The following is a 24,401-nucleotide window of genomic DNA, read 5'->3' as shown; positions in this document are numbered from 1 at the left end:
AGATCAAACCTATCATGTCGATCATGTACGTTCAATTTTGTGGATTGTTCACGAGCCGCTAGTTTTGCGAGGTTGCGTACAGACCGCCCTCCAGAAGGCAGATCGAACATGTCCGGCCCAAGCTTCCAGTTCGGCCTTGGCGAGACCGCCGAGGCGATCCGCGAGACCACCGCCCGCTTCGCCGCCGACCGCATCGCCCCGATGGCCGCGCAGATCGACGCGACCAACACCTTCCCCCGGGAGCTGTGGCCGGAGATGGGGGAGCTCGGCCTGCATGGGATCACGGTGGAAGAGGAGTTCGGAGGCCTGGGCCTGGGCTATCTTGAGCACGTGCTGGCCATGGAGGAGATCAGCCGCGCTTCGGCCTCGGTGGGCCTGTCCTACGGCGCCCATTCCAATCTCTGCGTGAACCAGATCCGCCGCTGGGCGAGCCCGGAACAGAAGCGCCGCTACCTGCCGAAGCTGATCAGCGGCGAGCACGTGGGGTCGCTGGCCATGAGCGAGGTGGGCTCCGGCTCCGACGTGATCTCCATGAAGCTGCGGGCCGAGCATCGCGGCGACCGCTATGTGCTCAACGGAACCAAGTTCTGGATCACCAACGCCCCGCACGCCGACACCCTGGTGGTCTACGCCAAGACCTCTCCCGACGAAGGCAGCCGCGGCGTCACCGCCTTCCTGATCGAGAAGGGCATGAAGGGCTTCAGCGTCTCGCCCAAGCTGGACAAGATGGGCATGCGCGGGTCGGACACCGCCGAGCTGGTGTTCGAGGACTGCGAGGTTCCCGAGGAGGCCGTCATGGGCCCGCTGAACGGCGGCGCGGGCGTGCTGATGAGCGGTCTCGACTATGAGCGCGCCGTGCTGGCGGCCGGGCCGCTGGGCATCATGCAGGCCTGCCTCGACGTGGTCCTGCCCTATGTCCGCGAGCGCAAGCAGTTCGGCAAACCCATCGGCTCGTTCCAGCTCATGCAGGGCAAGATCGCCGACATGTACGTCGCGCTGAACTCCGCCCGGACCTACGTCTACGCCGTGGCCAAGGCCTGCGACGCCGGGCTCACCACGCGGTTCGACGCGGCCGGCGCCATCCTGCTGGCGTCCGAGAACGCGGTGAAGGTCAGCCTGGAGGCCGTCCAGGCCCTGGGCGGCGCCGGCTACACCAAGGAGTTCCCCGTCGAACGCCTGGTCCGGGACGCCAAGCTCTACGACATCGGCGCGGGGACCAACGAAATCCGCCGCTTCCTCATCGGCCGGGAACTGCTGGGCGCATGACCAAACTCGCCACCGCCATCGACCGCGCCGGAGCGGCCTTCCAGACCAACGACGCCCACAACCGCGCCCTGGTCGATCAGCTTCGGGAGCGCGCGGCCTATGCGGCGCTCGGCGGGCCGGAAGCCTCGCGCCACCGCCACGCCTCGCGCGGCAAGTTGCTGCCGCGCGAACGGGTCGAGCGCCTGCTGGACCCCGGCTCGCCGTTCCTGGAGGTCGCGCCGCTGGCGGCGCACGGCCTCTATCACAACGAGGCGCCCGGCGCGGGGGTCATCACCGGCATCGGGCGGGTCTCGGGCCGCGAAGTGATGATCGTCGCCAACGACGCCACGGTGAAGGGCGGCGCCTACTTCCCCATCACCGTGAAGAAGCACCTTCGGGCCCAGGAAGTGGCGCTGCAGAACCATTTGCCCTGCGTCTATCTGGTGGATTCCGGCGGGGCGAACCTGCCCCACCAGGCCGAGGTCTTCCCCGACCGCGACCACTTCGGCCGCATCTTCTATAACCAGGCGCGGATGAGCGCGCAGGGTATTGCGCAGATTGCCTGCGTCATGGGCTCCTGCACCGCCGGCGGCGCCTACGTCCCGGCCATGTCCGACGAGACGGTGATCGTCCGTGGCCAGGGCACCATCTTCCTGGGCGGCCCGCCTCTGGTGAAAGCCGCCACCGGCGAGGTGATCACGGCTGAGGAACTGGGCGGCGCCGACACTCATGGCCGTCGTTCCGGCGTTGTCGATCATGTGGCCGAGGACGACGAGCATGCGCTCACCATCGTGCGGTCCATCATCGCCAACCTGAACTCCAGGAAGGTCGTGGACCTAGACCTCGCTGAGCCCCGCGAGCCCGCCTATGACCCCGAGGAGCTCTACGGCATCGTCCCCACCGACGTGCGTGCGCCCTATGACGTGCGCGAGGTGATCGCCCGCATCGTCGACGGTTCGGACTTCGACGAGTTCAAGGCGCTCTACGGCACGACCCTGGTCACCGGCTTCGCCCGCATCTGGGGCCAGCCGGTGGCGATCCTGGCCAACAATGGCGTTCTGTTCTCGGAGAGCGCGCTGAAGGGCGCCCACTTCATCGAGCTGGCCTGCAAGCGGAAGATCCCGCTGGTCTTCCTGCAGAACATCTCGGGCTTCATGGTCGGCGGCAAGTACGAGGCCGGCGGCATCGCCAAGGACGGCGCCAAGCTGGTCACCGCCGTGGCCTCCGCCGAGGTGCCCAAGTTCACCGTCCTGATCGGCGGTTCGTTCGGGGCCGGAAACTACGGAATGTGCGGCCGCGCCTATTCCCCCCGCTTCCTGTGGACCTGGCCCAACAGCCGCATCTCGGTGATGGGCGGCGAGCAGGCGGCCAGCGTCCTGGCCACCGTCCACCGCGACGCCGGCAAGTGGACGCCCGCCGAGGAAGAAGCCTTCAAAGCCCCGGTCCGCGACAAGTACGAGACCGAGGGCGACCCCTACTTCGCCACCGCCCGCCTCTGGGACGACGGGGTCATCGACCCGGCTCAGACCCGCGACGTGCTCGGCCTTTCCATCTCCGCCGCCCTCAACGCGCCGATTCCGGAAACCCGGTTCGGCGTCTTCCGGATGTGACCATGATCAAGAGCATTCTGGTCGCCAACCGGGGGGAGATCGCCCGCCGCATCTTCCGCACCGCCCGCGAGATGGGGATCGCCACCGTGGCGGTCTATTCCGAACCCGACGCCGACGCGCCCCATGTCCGCGAGGCCGACCAGGCCGTGCTGATCGGCCCGGCGGCGGCGCGCGAGAGCTACCTCGTCGGCGACAAGATCATCGCCGCGGCTCAGGCCTCCGGCGCCGACGCCATCCACCCCGGCTACGGCTTCCTGTCGGAGAACGCCGAATTCGCCGAGGCGGTGATGGCCGCCGGCCTGATCTGGATCGGTCCGCCGCCCTCGGCGATCCGCGCCATGGGCCTGAAAGACGCCGCCAAGGCGCTGATGGACGCCGCCGGGGTGCCGGTCACCCCGGGCTATCTGGGCGAGAACCAGGACGAGGCCCACCTGAAGTCCCAGGCCGACCGCATCGGCTATCCGGTGCTGATCAAGGCGGTGGCCGGCGGGGGCGGCAAGGGCATGCGCAAGGTCGAGCGGTCCCAGGATTTCGCCGCCGCGCTCACCTCCTGCAAGCGCGAAGCCTCGGCCTCGTTCGGCGACGACCGCGTGCTGCTGGAGACCTATGTCACGCGGCCCCGGCACATCGAGGTCCAGGTGTTCGGCGACAGCCAGGGCCGTGTCGTCCATCTCTATGAGCGCGACTGCTCGCTGCAGCGCCGCCACCAGAAGGTCATCGAGGAGGCCCCGGCTCCCGGCATGAGCGACGCCACCCGCGCCGCCGTCACCGCCGCCGCCGTGAAGGCCGCCAAGGCCGTCGGCTATGTCGGCGCCGGCACCGTGGAGTTCATCGCCGACGCCAGCCAGGGCCTGAAGCCCGACCGCATCTGGTTCATGGAGATGAACACCCGCCTGCAGGTGGAGCATCCGGTCACCGAGGCCGTCACCGGGGTCGACCTGGTGGAATGGCAGATCCGCGTCGCCTCGGGCGAGCCCCTGCCCCTCTCCCAGGACCAGATCAAGCTCACCGGCCACGCGGTGGAAGCCCGCCTCTATGCCGAGAACCCGGCCGGCGGCTTCCTGCCCTCCATCGGAACTCTGGAACATTTCCACCTGCCCGACGACCTGATCCGGGTCGACACCGGGGTCGAGGAAGGCGGCGAGGTCTCGCCGTTCTACGACCCGATGATCGCCAAGCTGATCGCCCACGCCGCCACCCGAGAGGGGGCCTCCGATCTGCTGGCCCAGGCCTGCAGCGAGGTCGAGGTCTGGCCGGTCAAGACCAACGCCGGCTTCCTGGCCCGCTGCCTGGACCACCCCGACTTCATCGCCGGCGAGGTCGACACCGGCTTCATCGAGGCGCGCCTCGAAGCCCTGGCGGCTCAGCCACTGCCCTCGCAAGCCGCCCTGGCCGCGGCCGCCACGGCGGTGATCATGGGCCAGGACCGGCTGACCAACGAACCCGCCTCCCCCTGGCATGAGCTGATCGGCTTCCGGGCCAACGCCGCGCCCTGCGACACCGTGCGGCTTTATCTGGGCGGAGAGGGCCTCGACGGCTCGCTCTCAGTGGAGGAGCTGACCGACAACGTCCTGCTCACCGATGACGGCGAGGTGGTGGTGTTCGACGCCGGCGAGGCCTTCGTCCTGACCCGGCGCCCGCCGGTGGCCGACGCCGCCCACGCCGCCGGCGACGGCGGGGTCCGCGCGCCCATGCCGGGCAAGGTGGTGGCCGTCAGCATCGCGGTCGGCGACATGGTCGTGCGCGGCCAGGCCCTGCTGACCCTCGAGGCCATGAAGATGGAGCACGCGCTCACCGCCCCCTATGACGGCGAGGTCGAGTCGCTTTCGGTCTCGGTCGGCGACCAGGTCACCGAGGGCTCGATCCTGGCCCGGCTGGTGGCGAAGGACGACTGAGGCGCCTCAGACCAGGGCGTCGTATTCCACCCAGAGGTCACCCGGTCCCGTCCGCACCCGCGACTTCTTGAACGCCGCCTTGTCGGTCGGCTGGTCTCCACGCAGGACGCGGCCCTTGGTCTTTTCCAGCAGGCGCTCCAGCAGCGGCGGGAAGGGCATGTTCCAGCCCTTCGAACCCTGCTCGCGCGCGATGCTTTCCACGACCGGAATCATGGCGACGAGGTCCGGGCTCGCCATCAGCTCCAGGCCGTCCTTGCGCAGGGTGGCGTTGTGGCTGGCGTGGTGGCCGACCTTGTAGAACACCGTGCGCGAGAGCAGGTCGGCGACGGGGGTCGCCGCGGGCCCATAGGCCTGGTCGTGCCAGGAGAGCCAGTTGCCCACCTGGGCGTCGGCGGCGAACAGCAGCACCTCTCCGCCCGGCGCCTCGAATGCCAGGACCAGGCTGGTGTTGTTGGTGTCGGAATCGAGCTTCAGCGCCAGGGCGCCGGCCATGCCCAGCCATTCAGCGTCCACCCGCCGCCAATCGGGCGCGGCGTAATAGGCTGTATTCAGCCAGTCGACGTCCTGTTCGATCTCTTCCTTTTCGTGGCCCGGCCGGGACCCGGCCTGGATCCGGTCGGGCGTCAGGCCATGGCGGGGGGCGAAGGGCCGCTCCGGCTCACCATCCTCCCAGGCGCCCTCCGCCGCGCTGAGCAGTTGGTCGGCGGCGCTGAAGCGATCGAGGTAGGTCTCCTTCTCCTTGCCGGGATGATGGGACGGCAGGTCGTGATAGAGGCGCTGTTCGGTGCGCGGTGGGCCCAGGACGTAGGCTTTCAGGCTGGCGGCTCCCGGCGTGACCTTGACCTCACCCGGTTCCAGGAACTCCACCTTGCCGCCGCCCGCCCGGGTCACCTCCTTCAGCCTGCGCATCACCACCTTTCCGGTCGGCCGCTCGGCCGCACCCAGCACGCCCCTCGGCGGGTCCACGGGACCGATGAAGGCCTCCAGCCCGCCCACGATATCGTCGGCCCCCGGGACCCCAGCCGCGGCCAGGGCGCCGGCGCGGTCGACCGCCATGGCCACCGCCTGCTTGGCCTTGTTGAACTTGAGGTTCAGGGCGTCGGCCTGCGGATCACCCTCCTTCTCCGTCCAGGCCATCCAAAGATTGTCGATCTTCAGTCCGCCTTCCAGGAACACGGAACTGGCGTGGGCGAAGCCGGAGATGTGATCGTGGTGTTCATGGGTCACGACCAGCAGGTCCAGCCGGCCGCCCGTCGCCTCCACGATGTCGGCGGCCACCGCCTGCATCTTGGCCTTGTCGCCGGGGATGTTCTGCAGAATGCCGCAGTCGATCAGGATGTGGCTGACCGCCTGGCCAGACTTGAGGCGGACCAGGAAGCAGTCGCCCAGCAGGCCCTTGTACATCCGGACAGTGGCGGTGGTCTTGGCCATGACCCTAGCCCCGATGCAGCATGGCGAAGGGCTCCTGCCCGTCGCGCTCGCCGAAATAGACAAAGCCCAGGTCGCGGTCGGCCCCGCCGCGCAGGTAGTCACGTTGCGCCTGCAGCCGCCGGTCGTCGTCGATCCGCTTGCGGACGGCGTAGCGGATCTTCCCCTCGCTGAGCTTCATGACCGCGTCGTAGCGGATCAGGCTGGCGCGCAGGTCGACCAGCAGGGTCGCGCCTCCCCGAAAGATGAAGTCTCTCGCCTTGGGGTCGCCCTCGCCGCGATCGGCCCTGGCCTGGGCCTCGGGATCGAAGAAGCCGCGTCGGGTCTGGGTGATCTCCACCACCAGCTGGCGGATGTCCTGGCCATCCGGACCGGCCCGGCGGGCGATGCGCACGGAGTGGACCTCGACCTTCGGGGCGCCGGTCTGGCTCGATCGTTCAATGGTCATCGGCGCGTCGGGGCGGAGGCGGATGCCCAGCATCCGCTCCCACTCCGGCGTCATCTCGTCGGTATGGGTCAGCCACCGCCAGACGGCGAGCTGGTTCTTCTGGGCCTGGTCCCAGATCGCTTCGCGGCTGTAGAGGGTCTGGAGATCGAGGTCGGGAACCAGGTCGCCGAAATAGATGCCGGCCAAGCTTGGGTCCCATGCGTCCGGCGTCTCCCACAGCAGGCTGTCGGGCGCCATCGACAGGCAGCCCTTGGGAAAGATCCCCCGCCTCCGGAACGCCTCGGCGATGGCCAGGCGGTAGTGCAGCTTGTCGTCGGGAATCAGGTCGGCGTCGGCGGTGATCATGGCCCGCAGGAACTCGCCGAACCGGATGTCGATGGGCGGCACGTAGTCCAGCGCCCGCACGCAGATGCGCAGCAAGTGGTCGGCCGCCTTCATCGCCTCGGCGGCCAGCCGCTTGACCATGTCCGGATGCAATTCCTCACCGAGGGCCGTTGTCTGGGCCAGCCGCATCAGGTCGGCGGTGCGTCGTTCGAAGATGGTGACGAAGGCGTCGAAGATCGCGGCCACCAGGAACGAGCCGCGCTCGTGGGGCTCCTCGGAGTCGGCGTAGCGCTTCGGCGGCTTGTCGCCGGGTCCGTCTCCGGTCGGCTCGATGTCGATGGCCTCGCGCAGGGCGCCCATCCGGCCGGTGGCGTCGCCGAATTGATGGGCCAGGCCGGTCAGCAGGTTGCGGGTGCGCAGCCGCCCGCGCACCTGGGCGAGTTGCTGCTCCACCGCCTCGGCCATGGTGAAGTGCTGCAACAGGGCCACGATGTCGGCGAAGGCCTCGTGGAAGGCCAGGGTGTCCAGGCTGGTCGGCTCGATGAACCGGCGGTGCACCCCGTCCAGGATCGCGTGGGTGGTCTCGTGGGCGATGATGTCGTGCGACAGGCAGGTGAACACCCAGCCGTCCGGCAGGCCCGCAGAGGTCTGCGAGGCCTTGAAGTAGCCGAACAGCAGGGCCTTTTTGTCGGGGCTGTAATAGGCGTTGCGCTCGCGCAGGGCGTGGGGATGGACGCGCAGCTTGCGCACGAAACCGTCCCGCGGCTCGCCGCGCTTGCGCGACCACAACACCTTGCGGCCCAGGGCGCGCTCGAAGTGGCGAATGGTCTTCATGGCCACCGCGTAGACCATCTGTTGATGGAACTGCGGCCGGCTCTCGGAGGGCGGCAGGCCGTCCTGGGCCAGCAGCACGGCGGCGGTGGGGTCGAGGGGTTCGTAGAACAGCCCACTCGCCGGATCGTAGTCGACCACCTCCAGATACTCGCCGCTGGGGCCCTTGCCGAGCGGCTCCTCCCAGGGCTCCTCCCAGGGCAGGCTGATGACGGCGTCATTGACCAGGGCGGTGTCGAGCGAGGTCGAGGCCAGGGGGTCGAAGGCGTAGACCCGAAACCGCCGCGCGGCGGGGATCGGATAGTCGGTCCTGACGCCAAGCTCACTGCTCATCGCGCAAGCCCCTAAGCTGAGGCCCGAAGCTTGCCGCCCCCTCTCGCTCAAAGTCAACCAAGCCGTGCCGTGTTAACCATCGCCCGGATGGATTGCGGATTTCAGCTTAACACCCGGCCGCGACAGGAGGATGATGGCGCCCGCAACAGGCGGAGGGCGGGTCATGGCGCAGGTCGACCTAGGCGGTGGCGTGGTCGTAGAGACGGCCGAGCGCATCCAGGTCCGGAGGGTTCCCGCCGCAGCGGCCCTGGCCGCGGCGGTCGAGCCGGAGCGCCAGGCGCTCACCGGAGCCCTGGCCCTGGCCGGCTTCGAAGTCGCCGCCGAAATGGACCTGCGCGGCAAGCCGGGCGCCGGAGTGGGCCTGGCGGCCTCGGCGGAGTCGCCGAAGATCAGGGCCGACGTGGCGGCGGGGGAGAGCGCCGTGGTGCTGCTGGAAGGCCAGGGCGGAGTCTTCGCCTGGGGCTATCCGGATCGCCAGCCCGGCGTCGCCTTCTCCGCGGACGGCGCGCGCACCCTGACCTTCACCCTGGCCAGTCCCCGCAAGGGCGGCGCCCTGGGTTTCGGCCTGTCGGACCTGCGGCGCGGCCCGATCTTCAACTGGCTGGTCGACAAGATGGTCGATCCGGTCCGCGCCTATGTCCTGAAGTTCGCCGTCGGCAAGATCATCGACGTGGCGGTAAAGAAGATCGAGGGTGACATGCTCACCGGCCTGATCGGCATGGCCGGCGGACCAGACACCTGGGTCCCGGGCCGCGCGATCCCGCCGCTCGCCAAGGCCAAGCCCGCCAAGATCCTGCTGATGGTCCACGGGACGTTCTCGTCCACGGCCGGCAGCTTCACCCAGCTCGCCAAGTCCGCGGACGGTCAGGCCTTCCTGACCCATGCGCGGGGCGCCTATGACGCCGTGCTGAGCTTCGATCACAAGACCCTGGCCGACACGCCCGAACAGAACGCGCGGGCGATCCTCGACGCCCTGATCGCTTTTGGCGTGCCGCCGAACTCGGCCCTGGACGCGGTGGCCTACAGCCGTGGCGGCCTTGTCTATCGCGAGCTGGCCGAGACGCTGCTCGCGCAGGAACGTCCCGACATCAAGCTCGGCAGGGCGGTGTTCGTCGGCTGCACCAATGGCGGCACCAACCTGGCCGAGCCCGAGAACTGGGAGGCCATGGTCGACCTCTACACGAACATCATCCTGGCCGGCGCGCGGGCCGTGGCCGTGGCCTCCGGAGCCGGGGTCGCCGTCAATCCGTTGGTGGATTTCGGGATCAAGACGGTCGGCCGCTTCCTGCAAAGCTTTTCGGAGGTGGCGATCACCGACCGGCGGGTCCCGGGTCTGGCGGCGATGGAGCCGGACGGCGCCCTGGTCGGCAAGCTCAACGGCGCGGCCGGCGGCCTGGATCGCCTGGCGACCTACCACGCGGTCACCTCCAACTTCGTGCCGCGGTTCGAGCCGAAGAAGGGCATCTCCAAGGAACTCGCCCAGGCCCTGCTGGACAAGATCACCAACCGCCTGTTCCAGGGCGACAACGATCTGGTGGTCCACACCAAGGCGATGACCCAGTTCGGCACCCGCCAATCCCGCCTCGCCGACGCCGCGGTCCTGCCGGTCGGCTCCGGCGAAGACATCTATCACACGGTCTATTTCACCTCGGACGACGTCGCCCGCCAGCTCAAGGCCTGGCTGAGCTGAGCGGCTCCATCGTCGCTACGCCGTCGGCGGCGCAGGGTCCGGTGCGCAGCACATTGTCGACCACGGCCGCGCGGGCCTCCTGGTGGGGCTGCTCGCCCTTTTCCCTGGCATGCAGATCGAAGTGCACGGCCGTGCGGCCCACCTCAGAAGATGGAAGGTCAGAACACCACCACGCTGCGGATGCTCTCGCCGGCGTGCATCAGGTCGAAGGCCTTGTTGATGTCTTCCAGCGGCATGACGTGGGTGATCATCGGGTCGATCTGGATCTTGCCGTCCATGTACCAGTCGACGATCTTCGGAACGTCGGTGCGGCCACGGGCGCCGCCGAAGGCCGTGCCCTTCCAGACCCGCCCGGTGACGAGCTGGAACGGCCGGGTGGCGATCTCCTTGCCGGCCTCCGCCACCCCGATGATGATGCTCTCACCCCAGCCGCGATGGCAGGCTTCCAGGGCCTGGCGCATCACCGTGGTGTTGCCGGTGCAGTCGAAGGTGTAGTCCGCGCCGCCATCGGTCAGCGCCACCAGGTGGGCCACGACATCGCCGTCGATGGCCTTCGGATTGACGAAGTGGGTCATGCCGAACTTCCGGCCCCAGTCCTCACGATCCGGATTGATATCGACACCGATGATCATGTTGGCGCCCACCATCCTGGCGCCCTGGATGACGTTGAGCCCGATGCCGCCCAGGCCGAAGACGACCACATTGGCGCCGGGCTCGACGCCGGCCGTATTGATTACGGCGCCCACCCCGGTCGTCACCCCGCAGCCGATGTAGCAGGCCTTGTCGAACGGCGCGTCGGACCGGATCTTGGCCACCGCGATCTCGGGCAGGACCGTATGGTTGGCGAAGGTCGAGCAGCCCATGTAGTGGGCGATCTGCTGGCCCTTGTAGGAGAACCGGCTGGTGCCGTCCGGCATCATCCCCTTGCCCTGGGTGGCGCGGATCGCGGTGCAGAGATTGGTCTTCCGCGACAGGCAGCTTTTGCACTGGCGGCATTCGGGCGTGTAGAGCGGGATCACATGGTCCCCGGGCTTCACGCTGGTCACCCCGGGTCCGACTTCCAACACCACGCCGGCCCCCTCGTGGCCGAGGATCGAGGGGAAGATGCCCTCCGAATCCAGTCCGTCCAGGGTGTAGGCGTCGGTATGGCAGATGCCCGTGGCCTTGATCTCCACCAGCACCTCGAAGGCCTTGGGCCCTTCCAGGTCAACTTCGACGATCTCGAGCGGCTTCTTGGCTTCGAAGGCGACGGCGGCGCGGGTCTTCATGGTTCCTCACGGGTCTTCGTTGTCGGCGCACAAAAGGGCAGGCCGATGCTTCGGGCAAGTCCCCAACGCGGCGGAGCGCGCTCCCAGATCCTCCCCCAGCGCGCAGCGCGATTTGGGGGAGGTGGCGCGTCGCCCTCTTCGGCGACGTGACGGAGCGGGTTGAAGCGCACGAAAGCGAGTCAAAATCCCCCTCAGTCGGCCATTCGGCCGACAACTCCCCCAGAGGGGGAGCATCTGGACTCAGACTTCAGACTCGCGCCGTGCGCCGTGCATCGATGGGCCAGACCTCGACGCCGCCCAGCTCGTCGACCACGAACAACGCGTCGTGCAGGTTGACCGTCGGGTCGATGTGGCCGGGCTGCAGCCACACCAGGTCGCCGACCTGGGGCGCGTCGGCCGGCCAGGCAATCCCGTCGTCGGCGTCCGCCGCGGTCACCGCCCGGTCGAAATCGCCCCCGGTCTTCAGCGCCTGGGTGAGGGCGGGATGGAAGATCGCCCCATGCTCGTCGCCCATGGGACGCCAGCGGGCGCCCTGCGGCGCGCCGGCCACGATCCGCGCCGGCGGTCCGTCCACGGAATGGGCCTTCAGGCCGGCGTCGCAGACCACGTGGGTCTTGTGTCGCGCCGAGACCACCGTCGTCGCCAGGAACAGCGAGGGGGCGAAGGCCCAGGGCCCGCCGTCGGGAGAGGGACAGTCCTCGTACTCAACATCCATGAAGGCGTAGGACCCGGCCTGGATCTCATTGAAGACGCCGGAGGCCAGGTCTGCGGCATAGGTGCCCGTGCCTCCGCCGGTGACGATCTCCGGCGCCAGCCCTGCATCGGCGAGTTCTCCCACCAGGCCGCCCAGGCGTTGGCGAACGGCCTCACAGGCCGCCCGGCGCTGGTCGAGGTCGGTCAAGTGCTGCAGGTGGCCGAGATAGGCCTGGACGCCGCGATAGAGCAGGCCCGGCGCGGCATTGGCGTGGCGGACAAGGGCCAGGACCTCCTCCGGCGGGACACCGGTGCGATGGGTGCCCAGGTCGATATCGACGACCAGCCCCACGATGGTGTCGGCCGCCACGGCCGCGGCCGCCAGCCGGTCGATCTGGCCCGCGTCGTCGGCCACCACCGCGATCTTCACCCCGCCCTTGGCGATGGCGGCGATCCGCGCCGCGCCCCAGGGCGCCGGCGGCGAGGTCACCAGCAGGTCGCCGACCCCAGCGGCGGCGTAGACCTCCGCCTCCCCCACCGTCTGGCAGCAGAGGCCGACAGCCCCCAGCTCCACCTGCCGCCGGCCGAGGGTGGAGCACTTGTGCATCTTGCCGTGCGCCCGCAGCTTGACGCCGGCGGCGTCGCACAGGGCCTGCATGGCCGCCAGGTTCTGTTCCAGCACCGCGCGGCGGACGACCAGGGCTGGGGTGATGGGCGGGTGGAATGCGACGGGCGGGCCGGGTCGGTCGGTCATTGGGGTGTCTCTCGGCTAGGCGTGGGCGGACGCCATGTGATGATGGGTTTTCCGTTCCGGCGCTACTGCGGGCTGCCGATCCGGCGGCCGAGGGGATATTCCAACCCCGCCTTGGCGCGGTTCGCGCAATGACGTACCAACATCGCCCATGACCACGAGCGCGTTCGACCTGTTCAAGCTGGGCGTGGGGCCGTCCAGTTCACACACCATGGGACCGATGACCGCCGGGGCGCGGTTTACGGCGCGGCTGGCGGAACAGGGCCTGCTGGCGGGCGTCGGCCGGGTGGAGGTCACGCTCTACGCCTCCCTGGCCCTGACCGGCAAAGGGCACGCCACCGACCGGGCGGTGATCCTGGGCCTGGCCGGCTTCCTCCCCGCCATTATCGATCCCGACGCCGCCGACGCCGCCCTCGAGACGATCCGCGCCACCGGCCGGCTGAGGCTGGGCGAGGCGGGCCCGGAGATCGGCTTCGACGAGGCCCACGACCTGGTCTGGGCCGGACGCACCCGCCTGCCGCAACACCCCAACGCGGTCGCCTTCCGCGCCTTCGCCGCCGACGGCGCCCTGAGCCTCGAGCGCACCTATTTCTCGATCGGCGGCGGCTTCGTGCTGGACGAGGACGAGATCGCCGCCAACGTCTCGCCGGCCCGTGCCGTGGCCGTACCCTATCCCTTCGGTTCGGGCGCGGAGCTGTTGCAGCAGGCGCAGCGCGCCGGCCTGACCATCGCCGAGCTGATGTTCGCCAACGAGACCGCCACTCGCTCGCCCGACGAGGTCAATGACGGCCTCGACGCCATCTTCAACGCCATGGAGGCCTGCATCGAGCGCGGCGTGCGCCAGGAGGGCTGCCTGCCCGGCGGGCTGAAGGTCCGCCGCCGCGCCAGCCAGATCCGCAACGACCTGATGGCCAAGGTGGAGCGCAACATCTCCGACCCGCTGGCCCCCCTGGACTGGGTCAACCTCTGGGCGCTCGCGGTCAACGAGGAGAACGCTTCCGGCGGCCGGGTTGTCACCGCTCCCACCAACGGCGCGGCGGGCCTGCTGCCTGCGGTGCTGCGCTACTACGACCGCTTCTACCGGGGCTTGACCGAGGGCCGCCGCACCTTCCTGCTGACCGCCGCGGCCATCGGCGCCCTCTACAAGCAGAACGCCTCGATCTCCGGGGCCGAAGTCGGCTGCCAGGGCGAGGTCGGCGTGGCCTGCTCCATGGCCGCCGCGGGCCTCACCGCGGCGCTCGGCGGCTCCAACGCCCAGATCGAGAACGCCGCCGAGATCGGCATGGAGCACAATCTTGGCCTCACCTGCGATCCCATCGGCGGCCTGGTCCAGATTCCCTGCATCGAGCGCAACGCGATGGGCGCGGTGAAGGCCATCGACGCCTCGCGCCTGGCCCTGCTCGGCGACGGCCAGCACACCGTCTCCCTCGACAAGGTGATCGCCACCATGAAGCGGACGGGCCAGGACATGAGCGAGATCTACAAGGAGACCTCGCTGGGCGGCCTGGCCGTCAATCTGGTCGAGTGCTGAGGCCTGCCCATCCCGGCGCCTCGGTAGCTCCAGGTTCTAGGAGTGGATCCGGGTGGATCATAGGCAGGCTCTCATAGGGCGAGACTCCCGCCTCGCGATTGAGTTAGATTTCCACCCTCTAAGCGGGAGACTCCAATGCCGACAGTGAACCTCATGGCCATGGCCGCGCCCACCGCGGGCGCGCCGACCGTCGATTTCTCGGGGAAGTGGAAGAACCAGCTGAACTCTGAGATGGATCTCGTCATCACCGGTCAGAAGGTCACCGGCCGGTATAAGAGCTTGGTCAGCAGTGGCGGATCCACGGTCGAGGGTGAGATCACGGGGTACGTCGACCGTGATCTGATCGCTATTGTGGTCAACTGGGATACGACGGCATCCCTCACAAGCTGGACCGGCCAGATGGTGGAGGAGGGCGGAACCGAGACTATCGTAACCCTGTGGCATCTCGTCATGGATATCGCCGAGGGGCCGGCGGAAGACGCCGCGATCTGGCAGTCCACATTCGCGGGCGCCGACACTTTCACCCGGCCCTAGCCGCCGAAGCGTCCGCGTTCGGGGTCGCATGACGGTGAACATCATCATCGATGCGCGCGTGGGCGCGGATCTCGCGAACGCCCTGAAGGCGTCCGGAAGTCTTTCCTGACATACCGATCAGAAGAACTCAGTCGACTTCGCCGGGTTTGGCGTCGAAGCTTCGCGGCATGGACCCACGCGTTTTTATTTTAGCCCTTTCAACATTCTCCTTCGGATCCAGCGCCTTCATTTTCGCCGGCGTGCTGGAACCCATGGCCGCCGACCTGGGTGTCGCCACCGGTACGGTGGGCCAGCTGCAGACAGTCTATGTGCTGACCGCGGCCCTGGCCGGGCCGCCTCTGGCCATGATGCTGGGGCGTCGGGAGCGCAAGTCGATCCTGTTGCTCGCCCTGGCCGCCTCAATCGTCTTCAGCCTGCTCTGCAGCTTCGCGGCGAACTTCAGCCAGCTCATGGGCCTGCGCGCCGTGCTGGGCGGCGTCGCGGCCCTCGCCGGGCCGGGCGCGGCGACCATGGCCGCGAGCCTCGTCCCGCCGGAGAAACGGGGATCCGCCATGGCCACGGTCACCGGCGGCATGACCATCGCCTTCCTGTTGGGCATCCCGATGGGCAGCGTCGTGGGCTCGGCGTTCGGCTGGCGCGCCACCTTCCTGCTGTCGGCCTTCCTGGCGCTGGTCGCCTTCGCCGCCGTGGCCCTGTTCACCCCGCGCGTCACGCCGCCGGCGCCGATCAAGGGCGGCAAGCTCGCCATCGCCGCGGCCCTGCCGCTGTGGACCGCCGCTTTCCTGGCCTTCGGCGCCAACATGACCATCAATACCTATCTGGCCCCGATCATCCGCCTGCAGACCGGCGTCACGGGCGCCGGCGTCGGGGCCTTCCAGTTGATGATCGGCGTGGGCAGCTTCCTGGGTCTCTGGCTGGGGGGCCGCAGCGCCGACCGGGGCAAGGGTGGGCTCTCGGTGGGCCTGGCCTTCCTGACCCTGGCCTGCGGCGCGGGTCTCCACACGCTGGAGCTCTCCGGCGGGGCCCCACCGGGGCTCGCCACCAATACGGTGGTCTGCCTGGCCATACTGGTCACGGCGACGTCGCTGTTCTCGATCATGCCCGTGATTCAGAGCCGGCTGGTGGAGACCCTGCCCAGCGCAGCGGTCCTCGCCCTGGCGATCAATGGCTCGGCGGTCTCCCTCGGCCAGGCCCTGGGCGGGGCCAATGGCGGCCTGATGCTGACCCGGCTCGGCGGCCCGGCGATCACGCTCTCGGCCTTGGTTCTGGCCCTCGCCGGGGCGGCGTTCTGGTTCCTCACCGCCGGCCGGGTGCGTCCGGGATGACAATCGTCCGGCCAGGAGCCACCTTAGCGCCATGAGCCTCATGCCCCTGCCCGCCCAGCCCGCCGATGTTCCCTGGCCCACCGAGGCCTGGCCGCGGGGGGAAGCGCCCGCCTCGCTCGACAGCGCCCGGTTCCACGCCCTGCTCGCCCAGGCCTTCGACACCGACGCCATGGGCGAGACCCACGCCCTGGCCATCGTCCAGGGCGGGCGGCTGGTCTTCGAGCGCTACGGTCCGAGCCACGGTCCCGACCACACCTATCCGTCCTGGTCCAAGGCCAAGAGCATCACCCAGGCCCTGGTGGGCATTCTGGTGGGCGAGGGACGGCTCGACCTCCACGCCCCCGCCGACGTTCCCGAATGGCGCGAGCCCGGCGACCCGCGCGGCGCCATCACTCTCGACCAGCTCCTGCGCATGTCCAGCGGGCTGAGGTTCGTGGAGGACTACGTGCCCGAGCACCCCTCCGACGTGATCGAGATGCTCCAGCGGAGCGGACGTCCCGACATGGCCCACTTCGCAGCCTCCATGCCGCTGGAACATCCGCCCGGGACATTCTGGTCCTACGCCAGCGGCACGACCAACATCGTCTCGCGCATCGTCGCACGCGCGATCGGCGCCACGGGCGAGGACTTCCACGCCTTCATGCGCCGAGCATTGTTCGACCCCCTGGGCATGAAGAGCCCCATCCCCAAGTTCGACGGCGCCGGCACCTTCATCGGATCGTCCTATTGCTTCGCCACGGCGCGAGACTTCGCCCGCTTCGGCCTGCTCTATCTCCGCGACGGAATCTGGGACGGCCGCCGGCTGCTGCCGGAGGGATGGGTCGATTACGCTCGGACTCCGACCTACCAGCAGCCGGGCGAAGAGAACCGCTACGGCGCCCACTGGTGGCTGGACGTCGGCGGCCCCGGTTCGTTTTCCGCCAACGGCTATGACGGCCAGTATACGGTGCTGGTCCCGGACCTCGACCTGATCCTGGTCCGCCATGGCGCGACGCCGTTGGCCAGGAAGGACGCGCTGAAGGCCTGGGTCGGAGAGGCTGTGGGCTGCTTCCGCTAGTCGGGGTCGCCGGCCAGCACGGTTTCCCGGTGCTTCAGCGCCACGGCGGCCGGGAGACCCGACCAGCCCTGCAGCAGCGAGCCGCGGCCCCACGGCGGCGAGAAGTATTCCACCGCCCCCAGCCAGCCCTCTTTCAGGCAGTGCTCCCACCAGGCGACCAGCGGATAGCGCCATCCCGGCAGCCCGCGCCGCAGCCGCTCCTCGGCATAGACCCCATCCAGCCACGGCCAGTCCGAGCCGTTGTGGTACCGGAAGGCGAAGGCCGATTTCGAACGCACGTCGGCCCGGTGCTTGAAGGGCGGATAGGCGCACATCATGCCCCAGTCGCCGAAGCCCTGGTCCTGGTTGTGGCGGGTCTCCAGCCGGCGGCGCACCGCCTCCAGCACCTGCAGCGCCCGCGCCTCGGAGACCGCGTCGTAGCGCAGCAGGGTCAGGCTATCGAGGGTGAGGTGGTCCTCCAGGGTCGGCTCCACCTCGGCCAGACCCTCGGGCGCGTGATAGTCGGCAGGCCAAATCTGGCCGCGCCACAGGTGGGTCTCCAGGGCCGCCCGCGTCTCGACCGCCAGGGCCTTGGCGGTCTTGCCGAGCGCCGGGTCGAGCTTGGCCCCGAGCTTGACGATCACGTCCAGCACGCCCACCCACAGGCCCAGGTCATAGGCCACGAACCCTCCGCGATAGACATTGTCGGCCCAGTCGCGCTCGTGGCGCGGCTTCACCGGCAACCCCATCTCGGAGAGCTCGCGATAGCGGTCGAACACCGCCTTCACCAGCGGCCAGTGACGCTCGGCCGGCTCCAGGTCGCCGGTGGTGCGCACATAGTCGCCGATCGCCAGGACGAAGAAGAGCGGGCTGTCGAAATGGTCGCTCCACCAGTCGATGGACCGGGTGTGGATCCAGTCCATGCCGAAGGCGGTGGTGCGCAGTTCCTCCCAGGCCCGGGCCTGCTCCGTCCCGGACACGATCACCCCGGAGGGGGCCTCGCCGTCGGGCTGCAGGCCCGAGGCCAGGATCTCGATCTCCTCGTGGACGATGCTGGGGGCCAGGCCCAGCAGCAGCTGCAGGGTCCAGTAGCCGTCGCGGTAGTAGGTCCGGGCCGGGGCCGAATAGTGCAGGCCCGCCGCCAGGCCGTCGAACCGTCCGCGCTCGTCGCGCCGCACACTGGACAGTCCCGCGTGGGTCCCCTGCATGACCATGCTGCGCATCACCGGGTCGGCTTCCGGCATACGGTCGCAGTGGGCCGCATAGGCCAGGGCCTCGCCGACGATGGTGTCGACGGAGAAGTGCAGCGCCCGGTCCGCCTCGGCGAGGTCGGCGCCGCTTGAGACCACCAGGTCCTCGCCGCGCTGCTCGATCAGCACGACCGCCCACTGCAGGTCGATCCGCCGACGGGTCTTCTCGCGCCGGACCCGGGCCTTGGGATGGGTGCTGCGGTCCCAGTTGGCGCAGCGCTTGGACGGCGTGAACCCGCGGTAGGTCGCGCCGCGGATCACCATCACCGGCGCCTCCTGGGCGGCGAACACCCCTCCGGCGCCCGCATCGGTGAGGCCATTGGGGAAGTAGACATAGGGCCCTTCCAGGGCCGAGAACCGCAGCCGCCCCAGATCGCCCTCACCCCACAGGGCCAAGTCGGCCCAGCCCTCGGCATGGAGCTCTCCCTGCAGGCGCGGGGCCATGATCGGCAGGGTCACCGCCTGGTCGCTCTCGATCAGCCCATCGGAGCGGGGCTTCAGGATCGGCTGGCGCAAGATTTCGCTCCCGGCTGCGTCGCCCCGGTTTAGGCCCATCGACCCAACGCGGGAATAGGCGCGAAAGCTCCACCGATGCGTCTGGACAGCGGTTCGAAAAAGGGCGCAGCCTACGGAAAGGAACCTGGGGAGTGCGGCCATGGCGACGTTCCAACTGAACGGCCGGACGGTCACGAGTTCAGGCCCGGACGACGCGCCGCTGCTCTGGGCGATCCGCGACGACCTGGGGCTGACGGGCACGAAGTTCGGCTGCGGGATCGGCGCCTGCGGGGCCTGCACGGTCCACGTCGATGGCCAGGCGGTCAGGTCCTGCGTCATCCCGGTGAGCGCCGTGGCCGGCGCCAAGGTCGTCACCATCGAGGGCCTCGATCCCAAGGGCGCCCACCCGCTGCAAACCGCGTGGATCGCGGCCCAGGCGCCCCAGTGCGGCTACTGCCAGTCGGGCCAGATCATGCAGGCCGCCGCGCTACTGGCCGCCACGCCGAAGCCCACCGACGCCGAGATCGACGCGGCCATGAACGGCAATCTCTGCCGCTGCATGGCCTACGCCCGCATCAAGAAGGCCATCAAGCTGGCCGCCAAGTCGGGAGCCCGCGCATGAACCAGCTCCTCGCCCCCTCTCGCCGCGGCTTCATGATCGCCGCCACCGCCGCCGGCGCCATGTTCGGCTTCGTCGCGCCGGGCGCCGCCGCCGAGGCCGGCTTCGAGCCGACCGTCTGGTATTCCATCGACCCCCAGGGGATCGTCACCGTCAATGTCATCCGCGCCGAGATGGGCCAGCACGTGGGCACCGCCATCGCCCGCATCGTCGCCGACGAACTCGAGGCCGATTGGGACATGGTCCGGATCGTCAGCGTCGATAGCGACCCCAAGTGGGGCTACATGGTCACCGGCGGCTCCTGGTCGGTCTGGCAGAGCTATCCCCTGATGAGCCAGGCCGGCGCCGCCGGCCGCATCGCCCTCGTCGAGGCCGGCGCCAGGCTGATGGGCGCCGACCCCAAGGCCTGCGTCGCCCGCAAGGGCGTGGTCAGCGCCGGCGGCAAGTCGGTCTCCTACGGCGACATCGTCGCCAAGGGCGGGCTCAAGGCGTCCTTCACCGAGGCCGAACTGAAGGCCATGCCGATCAAGCCGCCCTCGGAACGGCGGCTGATCGGGCGCGAGACCCAGGCCCGCGACATCCCCGACAAGACCAACGGCAAGGGCCTCTACGGCCTCGACGCCAAGGTCCCCGGCATGGTCTACGCCCGGCCCAAGATCCCGCCGACCCGCAACGAGTCCAAGGTGGTCTCGGTGGACGACAGCGCCGCCAAGGCCGTCCCCGGCTATCTGCGGAGCCTGACCCTCGACGATCCCTCCGCCACGGTCCCCGGCTGGGTGGTGGTCGTGGCCGACAGCTTCGTCGCCGCCGACCGGGCCGCCGAACTGGTCAAGGTGACCTGGACGTCGGGCGACACGGCCAAGGTCTCGGAGGCCGACCTCCAGGCCCACGCCGCCAGGCTGATCGCCGACCCCAAGGCTGGCGCCATGGTCCTGAACGACGACGGCGTCGACGCCGCGTTCGGCACGGCCAGGTCGACCCTGGAGGCGACCTACACCACCGCCAGCGCCATCCACTTCCAGATGGAGCCACTCAACGCGCTCGCCTTCGAGAAGGACGGTGTCTTCGAGATCCATACCGGAAACCAGTGGCAGTCGCTGATTCTGCCGACCCTCGCCAAGGCCCTGGGCCGGCCCGAGGACAAGATCGTCATGCGCACCTACCTGCTGGGCGGCGGCTTCGGGCGGCGGCTGAATGGCGACTATGCGGTGCCCGCGGCCTTGGCCGCCAAGGCGCTGGGCAAGCCGGTCAAGCTGGTCTTCACCCGCGCCGACGACACCCTGTTCGATTCCTTCCGTTCCCCGAGCGTTCAGAAGGTCCGCATGGCCTTCGGCGACGGCGGCGCGGTGAGCGCCATGGAACACCACGCCTGCGCCGGCTGGCCCACCCTGGTCATGGCGCCCTTCTTCATGCCCAAGGGCGTCGACGGCGTGGCGTACGACCCCTTCGCGATCAGCGGCGCCAACCATTGGTACACGGTGGGCGCGCACCGGGTGCGGGCGGTCTCCAACGACCTGGCCAACCGCGCCTTCCGGCCCGGCTGGCTGCGCTCCGTCGGGCCCGGCTGGACCAATTGGGCGGTTGAAAGCTTCATGGACGAGGCCGCCCACGCCCAGAAGACCGATCCCCTGGCCTTCCGGCTGAAGCTGCTGGACGGCGCCGGCCGCAACGCCGGAGGCCCGCCCAGCGCGGTCGGCGGCGCCAGGCGCCAGGCCGCGGTCCTGGCCCGCGTCGCCAAGAGCGCCGGCTATGGCGGCAAGCTGCCCAAGGACACCGGCATCGGCCTGGCCACCACATTCGGCCAGGAACGCGACATGCCCACCTGGATCGCCTGCGCCGCCCGGGTGCGGGTCGACCGCAAGAGCGGCGAGGTCAAGGTCGAGAGCCTGCACCTGGCCGTCGACGCCGGGGCCATCGTCCATCCCGACGGGGCGCTGGCCCAGATGGAGGGCGCCGCGCTCTGGGGCATGAGCCTGGCCCTGTTCGAAGGCGCGACCTTTACCAACGGCCAGATCGCCGAGACCAATCTCGACAGCTACACCCCGCTGCGCATGGCCGACGTGCCCGAGTTGCACATCGACTTCGTGGAGAGCGCGGAGCCCCCGGTCGGACTGGGCGAACCGGCCACCACCGTGGTCGGTCCGGCCATCGGCAACGCCATCTTCGCCGCCGTCGGCGCCAGGGTTCGCCACCTGCCCATAAGACCCGATGCGGTGCTGGCGGCGCTGAAGACCACCTAACTATCGCTCATTCCGTGCGCCCGCGCGGCCACGGCCAGTTCCTCGCGCATCATCGCCTTCAGCCGGTCGGGCCCGAGGATCTCGACCTTGTCGCCCCAGGTGAACAGGTGCCAGGCCAGTTCGCGCATACCCCCGGCGGTGAACCGCACCATGACCCCGCCGTCCGCCAGCGGCTCCAGCGACTGGGTCGGATGGAAGCGCCAGCCCATGGCTTCCTCGGCCCCGTGCGGCAGGACCCGAAGCTCCACCTGCTCCACCTGGTCCTGATAGATGCCGAAGCTGCGGTTCATGAAGTCCCGCAGCGAGAACTCGGGCGGCCGCGACCCCGCCGCCTCGCTGACCGTTATCTCGCGGACCCGGTCCAGCCGCCAGGTGCGCGGCTCGACAGAGTCGCCCTCGGCTCCCACCAGGTAGTTCGAGCGCCCGAACATCAGCCCGAACGGCGTCACCTCCCGCAGCCGCCCCGGGGACGATCCGCCCGCATAGCGGAACCTTAGCCGTCTCAGCGACTTGATAGCTTCGCGCACCGCGCCGAGCACGATCTCGTCCTCGAAGGGACGAGGCCCGGCATGGATAGCCATGGTCTCGGCCTCCAAGAGGGCCTCCAGGTCCGGCGCGAGTTTGCGGCGCGCGCCCGCACGGATCGCGGAGAGAACCTTTTGCTCCAGAGACAGCAACGCTCCGGCCCGGGTCTTGGACCCCGCCTGCCGGTATTGCTCGGCCGCCGCCCGCAGCGCCGCGAACTCGTCGGCGGTCGGCGCCTGGAAGATGCCGTCCAGCCCCGAGGGGATGCGGAAACGCTTGGTGGGCGGATCGTCCACCTCCTCCATCTGCGGGAAGGCGTCGCGCACCGCGTCGCGCATCCGCTCGGCCGTGCGCCGTCCCACCCCCATCTGGTCGGCCATCTCGTCGAGGGTCAGGCCCTCGGCCGACGAGGCCAGCATCCGGGCCAACTCCAACAGCCGCGCCGCCTTCTCATGCCGCATCGTCGGCTCCCGAAAACATACGTCCGTTTCTGACGCATCGGCATCCTATCAAGATCATGCCGAGACGAAAGGTGACTTCGATGACCAGCCGCAACGTGACCCGCTTCCGCCCCGCCCCCCGCCGCCAGGCCGAGCCGCTGTTCCTGTTCGACGCGCGGCGTCCGACCCAGCCGGCCAGCCCGGCCATGATCGACCAGGTCATCACCCATGCCGACATCGCCGTGCGGCTCTCCGGTGGGCGGTTGAAGCTGCGGCTCAGCGCCGGGATGATCGAGGAGCTGCAGGAGAAGGGCCGCCTCGGCGAGGACGCCCATCGCCTGGCCGACCTCACCGTCGTCTGGGATGAGCAGGAAGGCCAGGTGGTCAATGTCCGCGACGACGCCCGCCTTCGCGACGCGGCCCGACGCTGGGACGCCCTCGACGCCCTCTGGGACGAGGAAAGCTACGAGCCGGAACACGCCATGCGCTCGGCGGCGGCTTAGGATCGAATGCGACCCAGTTGCTCCCCTTCTGGGGGAGCTGTCGGCGCAGCCGACTGAGGGGGACTTTGACTCTCCTCGGCGGGCTTCAGCCCCCTCCGTCTCTCCGCTTCGCTCCGAGCCACCTCCCCCAAACCGCGCTCCGCGCTGGGGGAGGACCTGGGTTCGCATAGCCCATAGATGCTCCCCTTCTGGGGGAGCTGTCGGCGCAGCCGACTGAGGGGGACTTTGACTCTCCTCGGCGGGCTTCAGCCCCCTCCGCCTCTCCGCTTCGCTCCGCGCCACCTCCCCCAAACCGCGCTCCGCGCTGGGGGAGGATCTAGGAGCGTCTAGGCCACCACGGGCGCATATTTTCCCGCCATCTCGGCCATGATCGCCTCGAACTCGGCGACCGTCTCCTGGATCACCTGCGCCACCGGCTTGACCGAGTCGATACGTCCCGCGACCTGGCCCGACAGCGCGATCGACGCCTCCATGTCGCCGCCGAAATAGAGCGCCTGGGTGTTCTTGAACTCCGACATCACGCCGGCCTCGCCGGGGTCGCGCTCCAGCCGCGAGGTCCGCTCGGTGCGCAGCGCCCGCAGGGCCGCGCCAGGCCCGAAGCGGTTCAGGAACACCGTGTCGGTCTCCTTGGCCGCGACGATGGCGTCCTTCCAATTCTGATGCACCGGGCTCTCGGCGGCCGAGACCATCCGGGTGCCCATCTGCACGCCCTCGGCCCCGAGCGCGAAGGCCGCCGCCATGGTGCGGCCGTCGACCATGCCGCCCGCCGCGATCACCGGCACGCCCACCTTCGAACAGACCAGGGGCAGCAGGACCATGCTGGAGACGTCGCGGGAATTCTTGAAGCCGCCGCCCTCGGCGCCCTCCACCACCAGGCCGTCGACCCCGGCGTCGATGGCCTTCAGGGCCGCCGCCAGGGAGGGCACCACGTGGAAGACGGTCAGGCCCGCCTCCTTGAGCTGGCTGCAATAGCGGTTCGGGTCGCCGGCCGAGGTGGTGACGAACTTCACCCCCTGGTCGACCACGAAGGAGACGATATCGGCATCGCGCACATAGGCCTGGGCGATGTTCACCCCGAACGGCTTGTCGGTGAGCTGGCGCATCTTCCTGATCTCTTCGCGCACGGCGTCGAGCTCGCCCGACGAGGTCTCGATGATGCCCAGGCCGCCCGCATTGGACACCGCCGAGGCCAGTTGGGAGCGCGCGATCCAGCCCATGGGCGCCTGGATGATCGGATACTGGACGCCCAGAAGCTCGGTGATGCGGGTCTTGATCATGGCGGCGTTTCCTCAAACGTCTGTTTGAAACATCTGCGCCGATCACACCTCGGGTCGTCAAGGCGCCTACGCCTGAAAGTCTTCCTTCGAGTTGCTGGCCGGCGAGCCCC

At 69.3% G+C, this 24,401-nt stretch carries 19 protein-coding genes; 11 read left to right on the top strand and 8 right to left on the bottom strand.

The genetic code is table 11. The features are described 5' to 3' along the window. Positions 1-108 precede the first annotated feature (108 nt). From M9M90_RS03855 to M9M90_RS03845, 3 genes are read left to right on the top strand one after another with little or no spacing between them, the layout of a single operon-like run. Positions 109-1,266 carry an isovaleryl-CoA dehydrogenase gene (locus tag M9M90_RS03855; protein WP_254835846.1) on the top strand — a complete coding sequence of 386 codons (1,158 nt, stop codon included), beginning with the start codon at positions 109-111 and terminating at the stop codon, positions 1,264-1,266. Next, positions 1,263-2,855, top strand: coding sequence for a carboxyl transferase domain-containing protein (locus M9M90_RS03850; protein WP_254835845.1), 1,593 nt, complete (start codon positions 1,263-1,265; stop codon positions 2,853-2,855). Before M9M90_RS03855 ends, M9M90_RS03850 begins: the two co-directional genes overlap by 4 nt. 2 nt (positions 2,856-2,857) lie before the next feature. Next, the gene (locus M9M90_RS03845) at positions 2,858-4,750 is read left to right on the top strand and encodes a biotin carboxylase N-terminal domain-containing protein (RefSeq protein ID WP_254835844.1); all 1,893 of its coding nucleotides are present in this window, start codon (positions 2,858-2,860) and stop codon (positions 4,748-4,750) included. Between the two features lie 6 nt (positions 4,751-4,756). Here M9M90_RS03845 and M9M90_RS03840 read toward each other — a convergent pair whose 3' ends face one another. Both M9M90_RS03840 and M9M90_RS03835 read right to left on the bottom strand, forming a co-directional pair. Beyond that, a complete protein-coding gene (locus tag M9M90_RS03840) occupies positions 4,757-6,181 on the bottom strand; it encodes an MBL fold metallo-hydrolase (RefSeq protein ID WP_254835843.1) in 1,425 nt (474 codons plus the stop codon). A 4-nt stretch (positions 6,182-6,185) separates the two neighbouring features. Next, positions 6,186-8,114 carry a hypothetical protein gene (locus M9M90_RS03835; RefSeq protein WP_254835842.1) on the bottom strand — a complete coding sequence of 643 codons (1,929 nt, stop codon included), beginning with the start codon at positions 8,112-8,114 and terminating at the stop codon, positions 6,186-6,188. 163 nt (positions 8,115-8,277) lie between these two features. Between M9M90_RS03835 and M9M90_RS03830 the strand changes: the two genes are divergently transcribed. After that, positions 8,278-9,804, top strand: a complete 1,527-nt coding sequence (locus M9M90_RS03830) for a hypothetical protein (RefSeq protein ID WP_254835841.1) — start codon at positions 8,278-8,280, stop codon at positions 9,802-9,804. On the opposite strand, the gene M9M90_RS03825 is transcribed toward M9M90_RS03830, so the two are convergent. The 3 genes from M9M90_RS03825 to M9M90_RS03815 form a co-directional block, all read right to left on the bottom strand. Continuing rightward, the gene (locus M9M90_RS03825) at positions 9,785-9,931 is read right to left on the bottom strand and encodes a hypothetical protein (protein WP_254835840.1); all 147 of its coding nucleotides are present in this window, start codon (positions 9,929-9,931) and stop codon (positions 9,785-9,787) included. The genes M9M90_RS03830 and M9M90_RS03825 overlap by 20 nt on opposite strands. Before the next feature lie 31 nt (positions 9,932-9,962). Continuing rightward, entirely contained in the window at positions 9,963-11,072 is a 1,110-nt protein-coding gene (locus M9M90_RS03820; protein ID WP_254835839.1) for an S-(hydroxymethyl)glutathione dehydrogenase/class III alcohol dehydrogenase, read from the bottom strand. A 247-nt stretch (positions 11,073-11,319) separates the two neighbouring features. Then, the gene (locus tag M9M90_RS03815) at positions 11,320-12,519 is read right to left on the bottom strand and encodes a DSD1 family PLP-dependent enzyme (RefSeq protein WP_254835838.1); all 1,200 of its coding nucleotides are present in this window, start codon (positions 12,517-12,519) and stop codon (positions 11,320-11,322) included. Between the two features lie 148 nt (positions 12,520-12,667). On the opposite strand from M9M90_RS03815, the gene M9M90_RS03810 reads away from it, so the two are divergent. From M9M90_RS03810 to M9M90_RS03795, 4 genes are all read left to right on the top strand, one after another. Next, complete coding sequence (locus M9M90_RS03810; protein ID WP_254835837.1) at positions 12,668-14,047, top strand: L-serine ammonia-lyase; 1,380 nt, start codon at positions 12,668-12,670, stop codon at positions 14,045-14,047. A 135-nt stretch (positions 14,048-14,182) separates the two neighbouring features. Further along, positions 14,183-14,581 carry an avidin/streptavidin family protein gene (locus M9M90_RS03805; RefSeq protein WP_254835836.1) on the top strand — a complete coding sequence of 133 codons (399 nt, stop codon included), beginning with the start codon at positions 14,183-14,185 and terminating at the stop codon, positions 14,579-14,581. A gap of 167 nt (positions 14,582-14,748) precedes the next feature. Then, positions 14,749-15,906, top strand: coding sequence for an MFS transporter (locus M9M90_RS03800; protein WP_256549228.1), 1,158 nt, complete (start codon positions 14,749-14,751; stop codon positions 15,904-15,906). A 31-nt stretch (positions 15,907-15,937) separates the two neighbouring features. Continuing rightward, the gene (locus tag M9M90_RS03795) at positions 15,938-16,963 is read left to right on the top strand and encodes a serine hydrolase (RefSeq protein WP_254835834.1); all 1,026 of its coding nucleotides are present in this window, start codon (positions 15,938-15,940) and stop codon (positions 16,961-16,963) included. On the opposite strand, the gene M9M90_RS03790 is transcribed toward M9M90_RS03795, so the two are convergent. Continuing rightward, positions 16,960-18,708 carry a hypothetical protein gene (locus M9M90_RS03790; RefSeq protein ID WP_254835833.1) on the bottom strand — a complete coding sequence of 583 codons (1,749 nt, stop codon included), beginning with the start codon at positions 18,706-18,708 and terminating at the stop codon, positions 16,960-16,962. The two genes, M9M90_RS03795 and M9M90_RS03790, sit on opposite strands and share 4 nt — an antisense overlap. Positions 18,709-18,847: 139 nt before the next feature. On the opposite strand from M9M90_RS03790, the gene M9M90_RS03785 reads away from it, so the two are divergent. Together M9M90_RS03785 and M9M90_RS03780 are read left to right on the top strand one after the other, a co-directional pair. After that, positions 18,848-19,309, top strand: coding sequence for a (2Fe-2S)-binding protein (locus tag M9M90_RS03785; protein ID WP_254835832.1), 462 nt, complete (start codon positions 18,848-18,850; stop codon positions 19,307-19,309). Beyond that, on the top strand, positions 19,306-21,546 hold the full coding sequence (locus M9M90_RS03780) for a xanthine dehydrogenase family protein molybdopterin-binding subunit (protein ID WP_254835831.1): 2,241 nt from the start codon (positions 19,306-19,308) through the stop codon (positions 21,544-21,546). Before M9M90_RS03785 ends, M9M90_RS03780 begins: the two co-directional genes overlap by 4 nt. On the opposite strand, the gene M9M90_RS03775 is transcribed toward M9M90_RS03780, so the two are convergent. Further along, complete coding sequence (locus tag M9M90_RS03775) at positions 21,543-22,532, bottom strand: YafY family protein (RefSeq protein WP_254835830.1); 990 nt, start codon at positions 22,530-22,532, stop codon at positions 21,543-21,545. The two genes, M9M90_RS03780 and M9M90_RS03775, sit on opposite strands and share 4 nt — an antisense overlap. Before the next feature lie 80 nt (positions 22,533-22,612). Between M9M90_RS03775 and M9M90_RS03770 the strand changes: the two genes are divergently transcribed. Then, the gene (locus M9M90_RS03770; protein ID WP_254835829.1) at positions 22,613-23,014 is read left to right on the top strand and encodes a hypothetical protein; all 402 of its coding nucleotides are present in this window, start codon (positions 22,613-22,615) and stop codon (positions 23,012-23,014) included. A gap of 326 nt (positions 23,015-23,340) precedes the next feature. On the opposite strand, the gene M9M90_RS03765 is transcribed toward M9M90_RS03770, so the two are convergent. Beyond that, positions 23,341-24,291: a nitronate monooxygenase family protein gene (locus tag M9M90_RS03765; protein WP_254835828.1), complete on the bottom strand. Its 951-nt coding sequence runs from the start codon at positions 24,289-24,291 to the stop codon at positions 23,341-23,343. Positions 24,292-24,401: the final 110 nt, after the last annotated feature.

The sequence above is a fragment of the Phenylobacterium sp. LH3H17 genome, from assembly GCF_024298925.1.
Lineage (GTDB): Bacteria > Pseudomonadota > Alphaproteobacteria > Caulobacterales > Caulobacteraceae > Phenylobacterium.
Note: the sequence above shows the minus strand (reverse complement) of the source record. Positions and strands in the feature narration are given on the sequence as shown.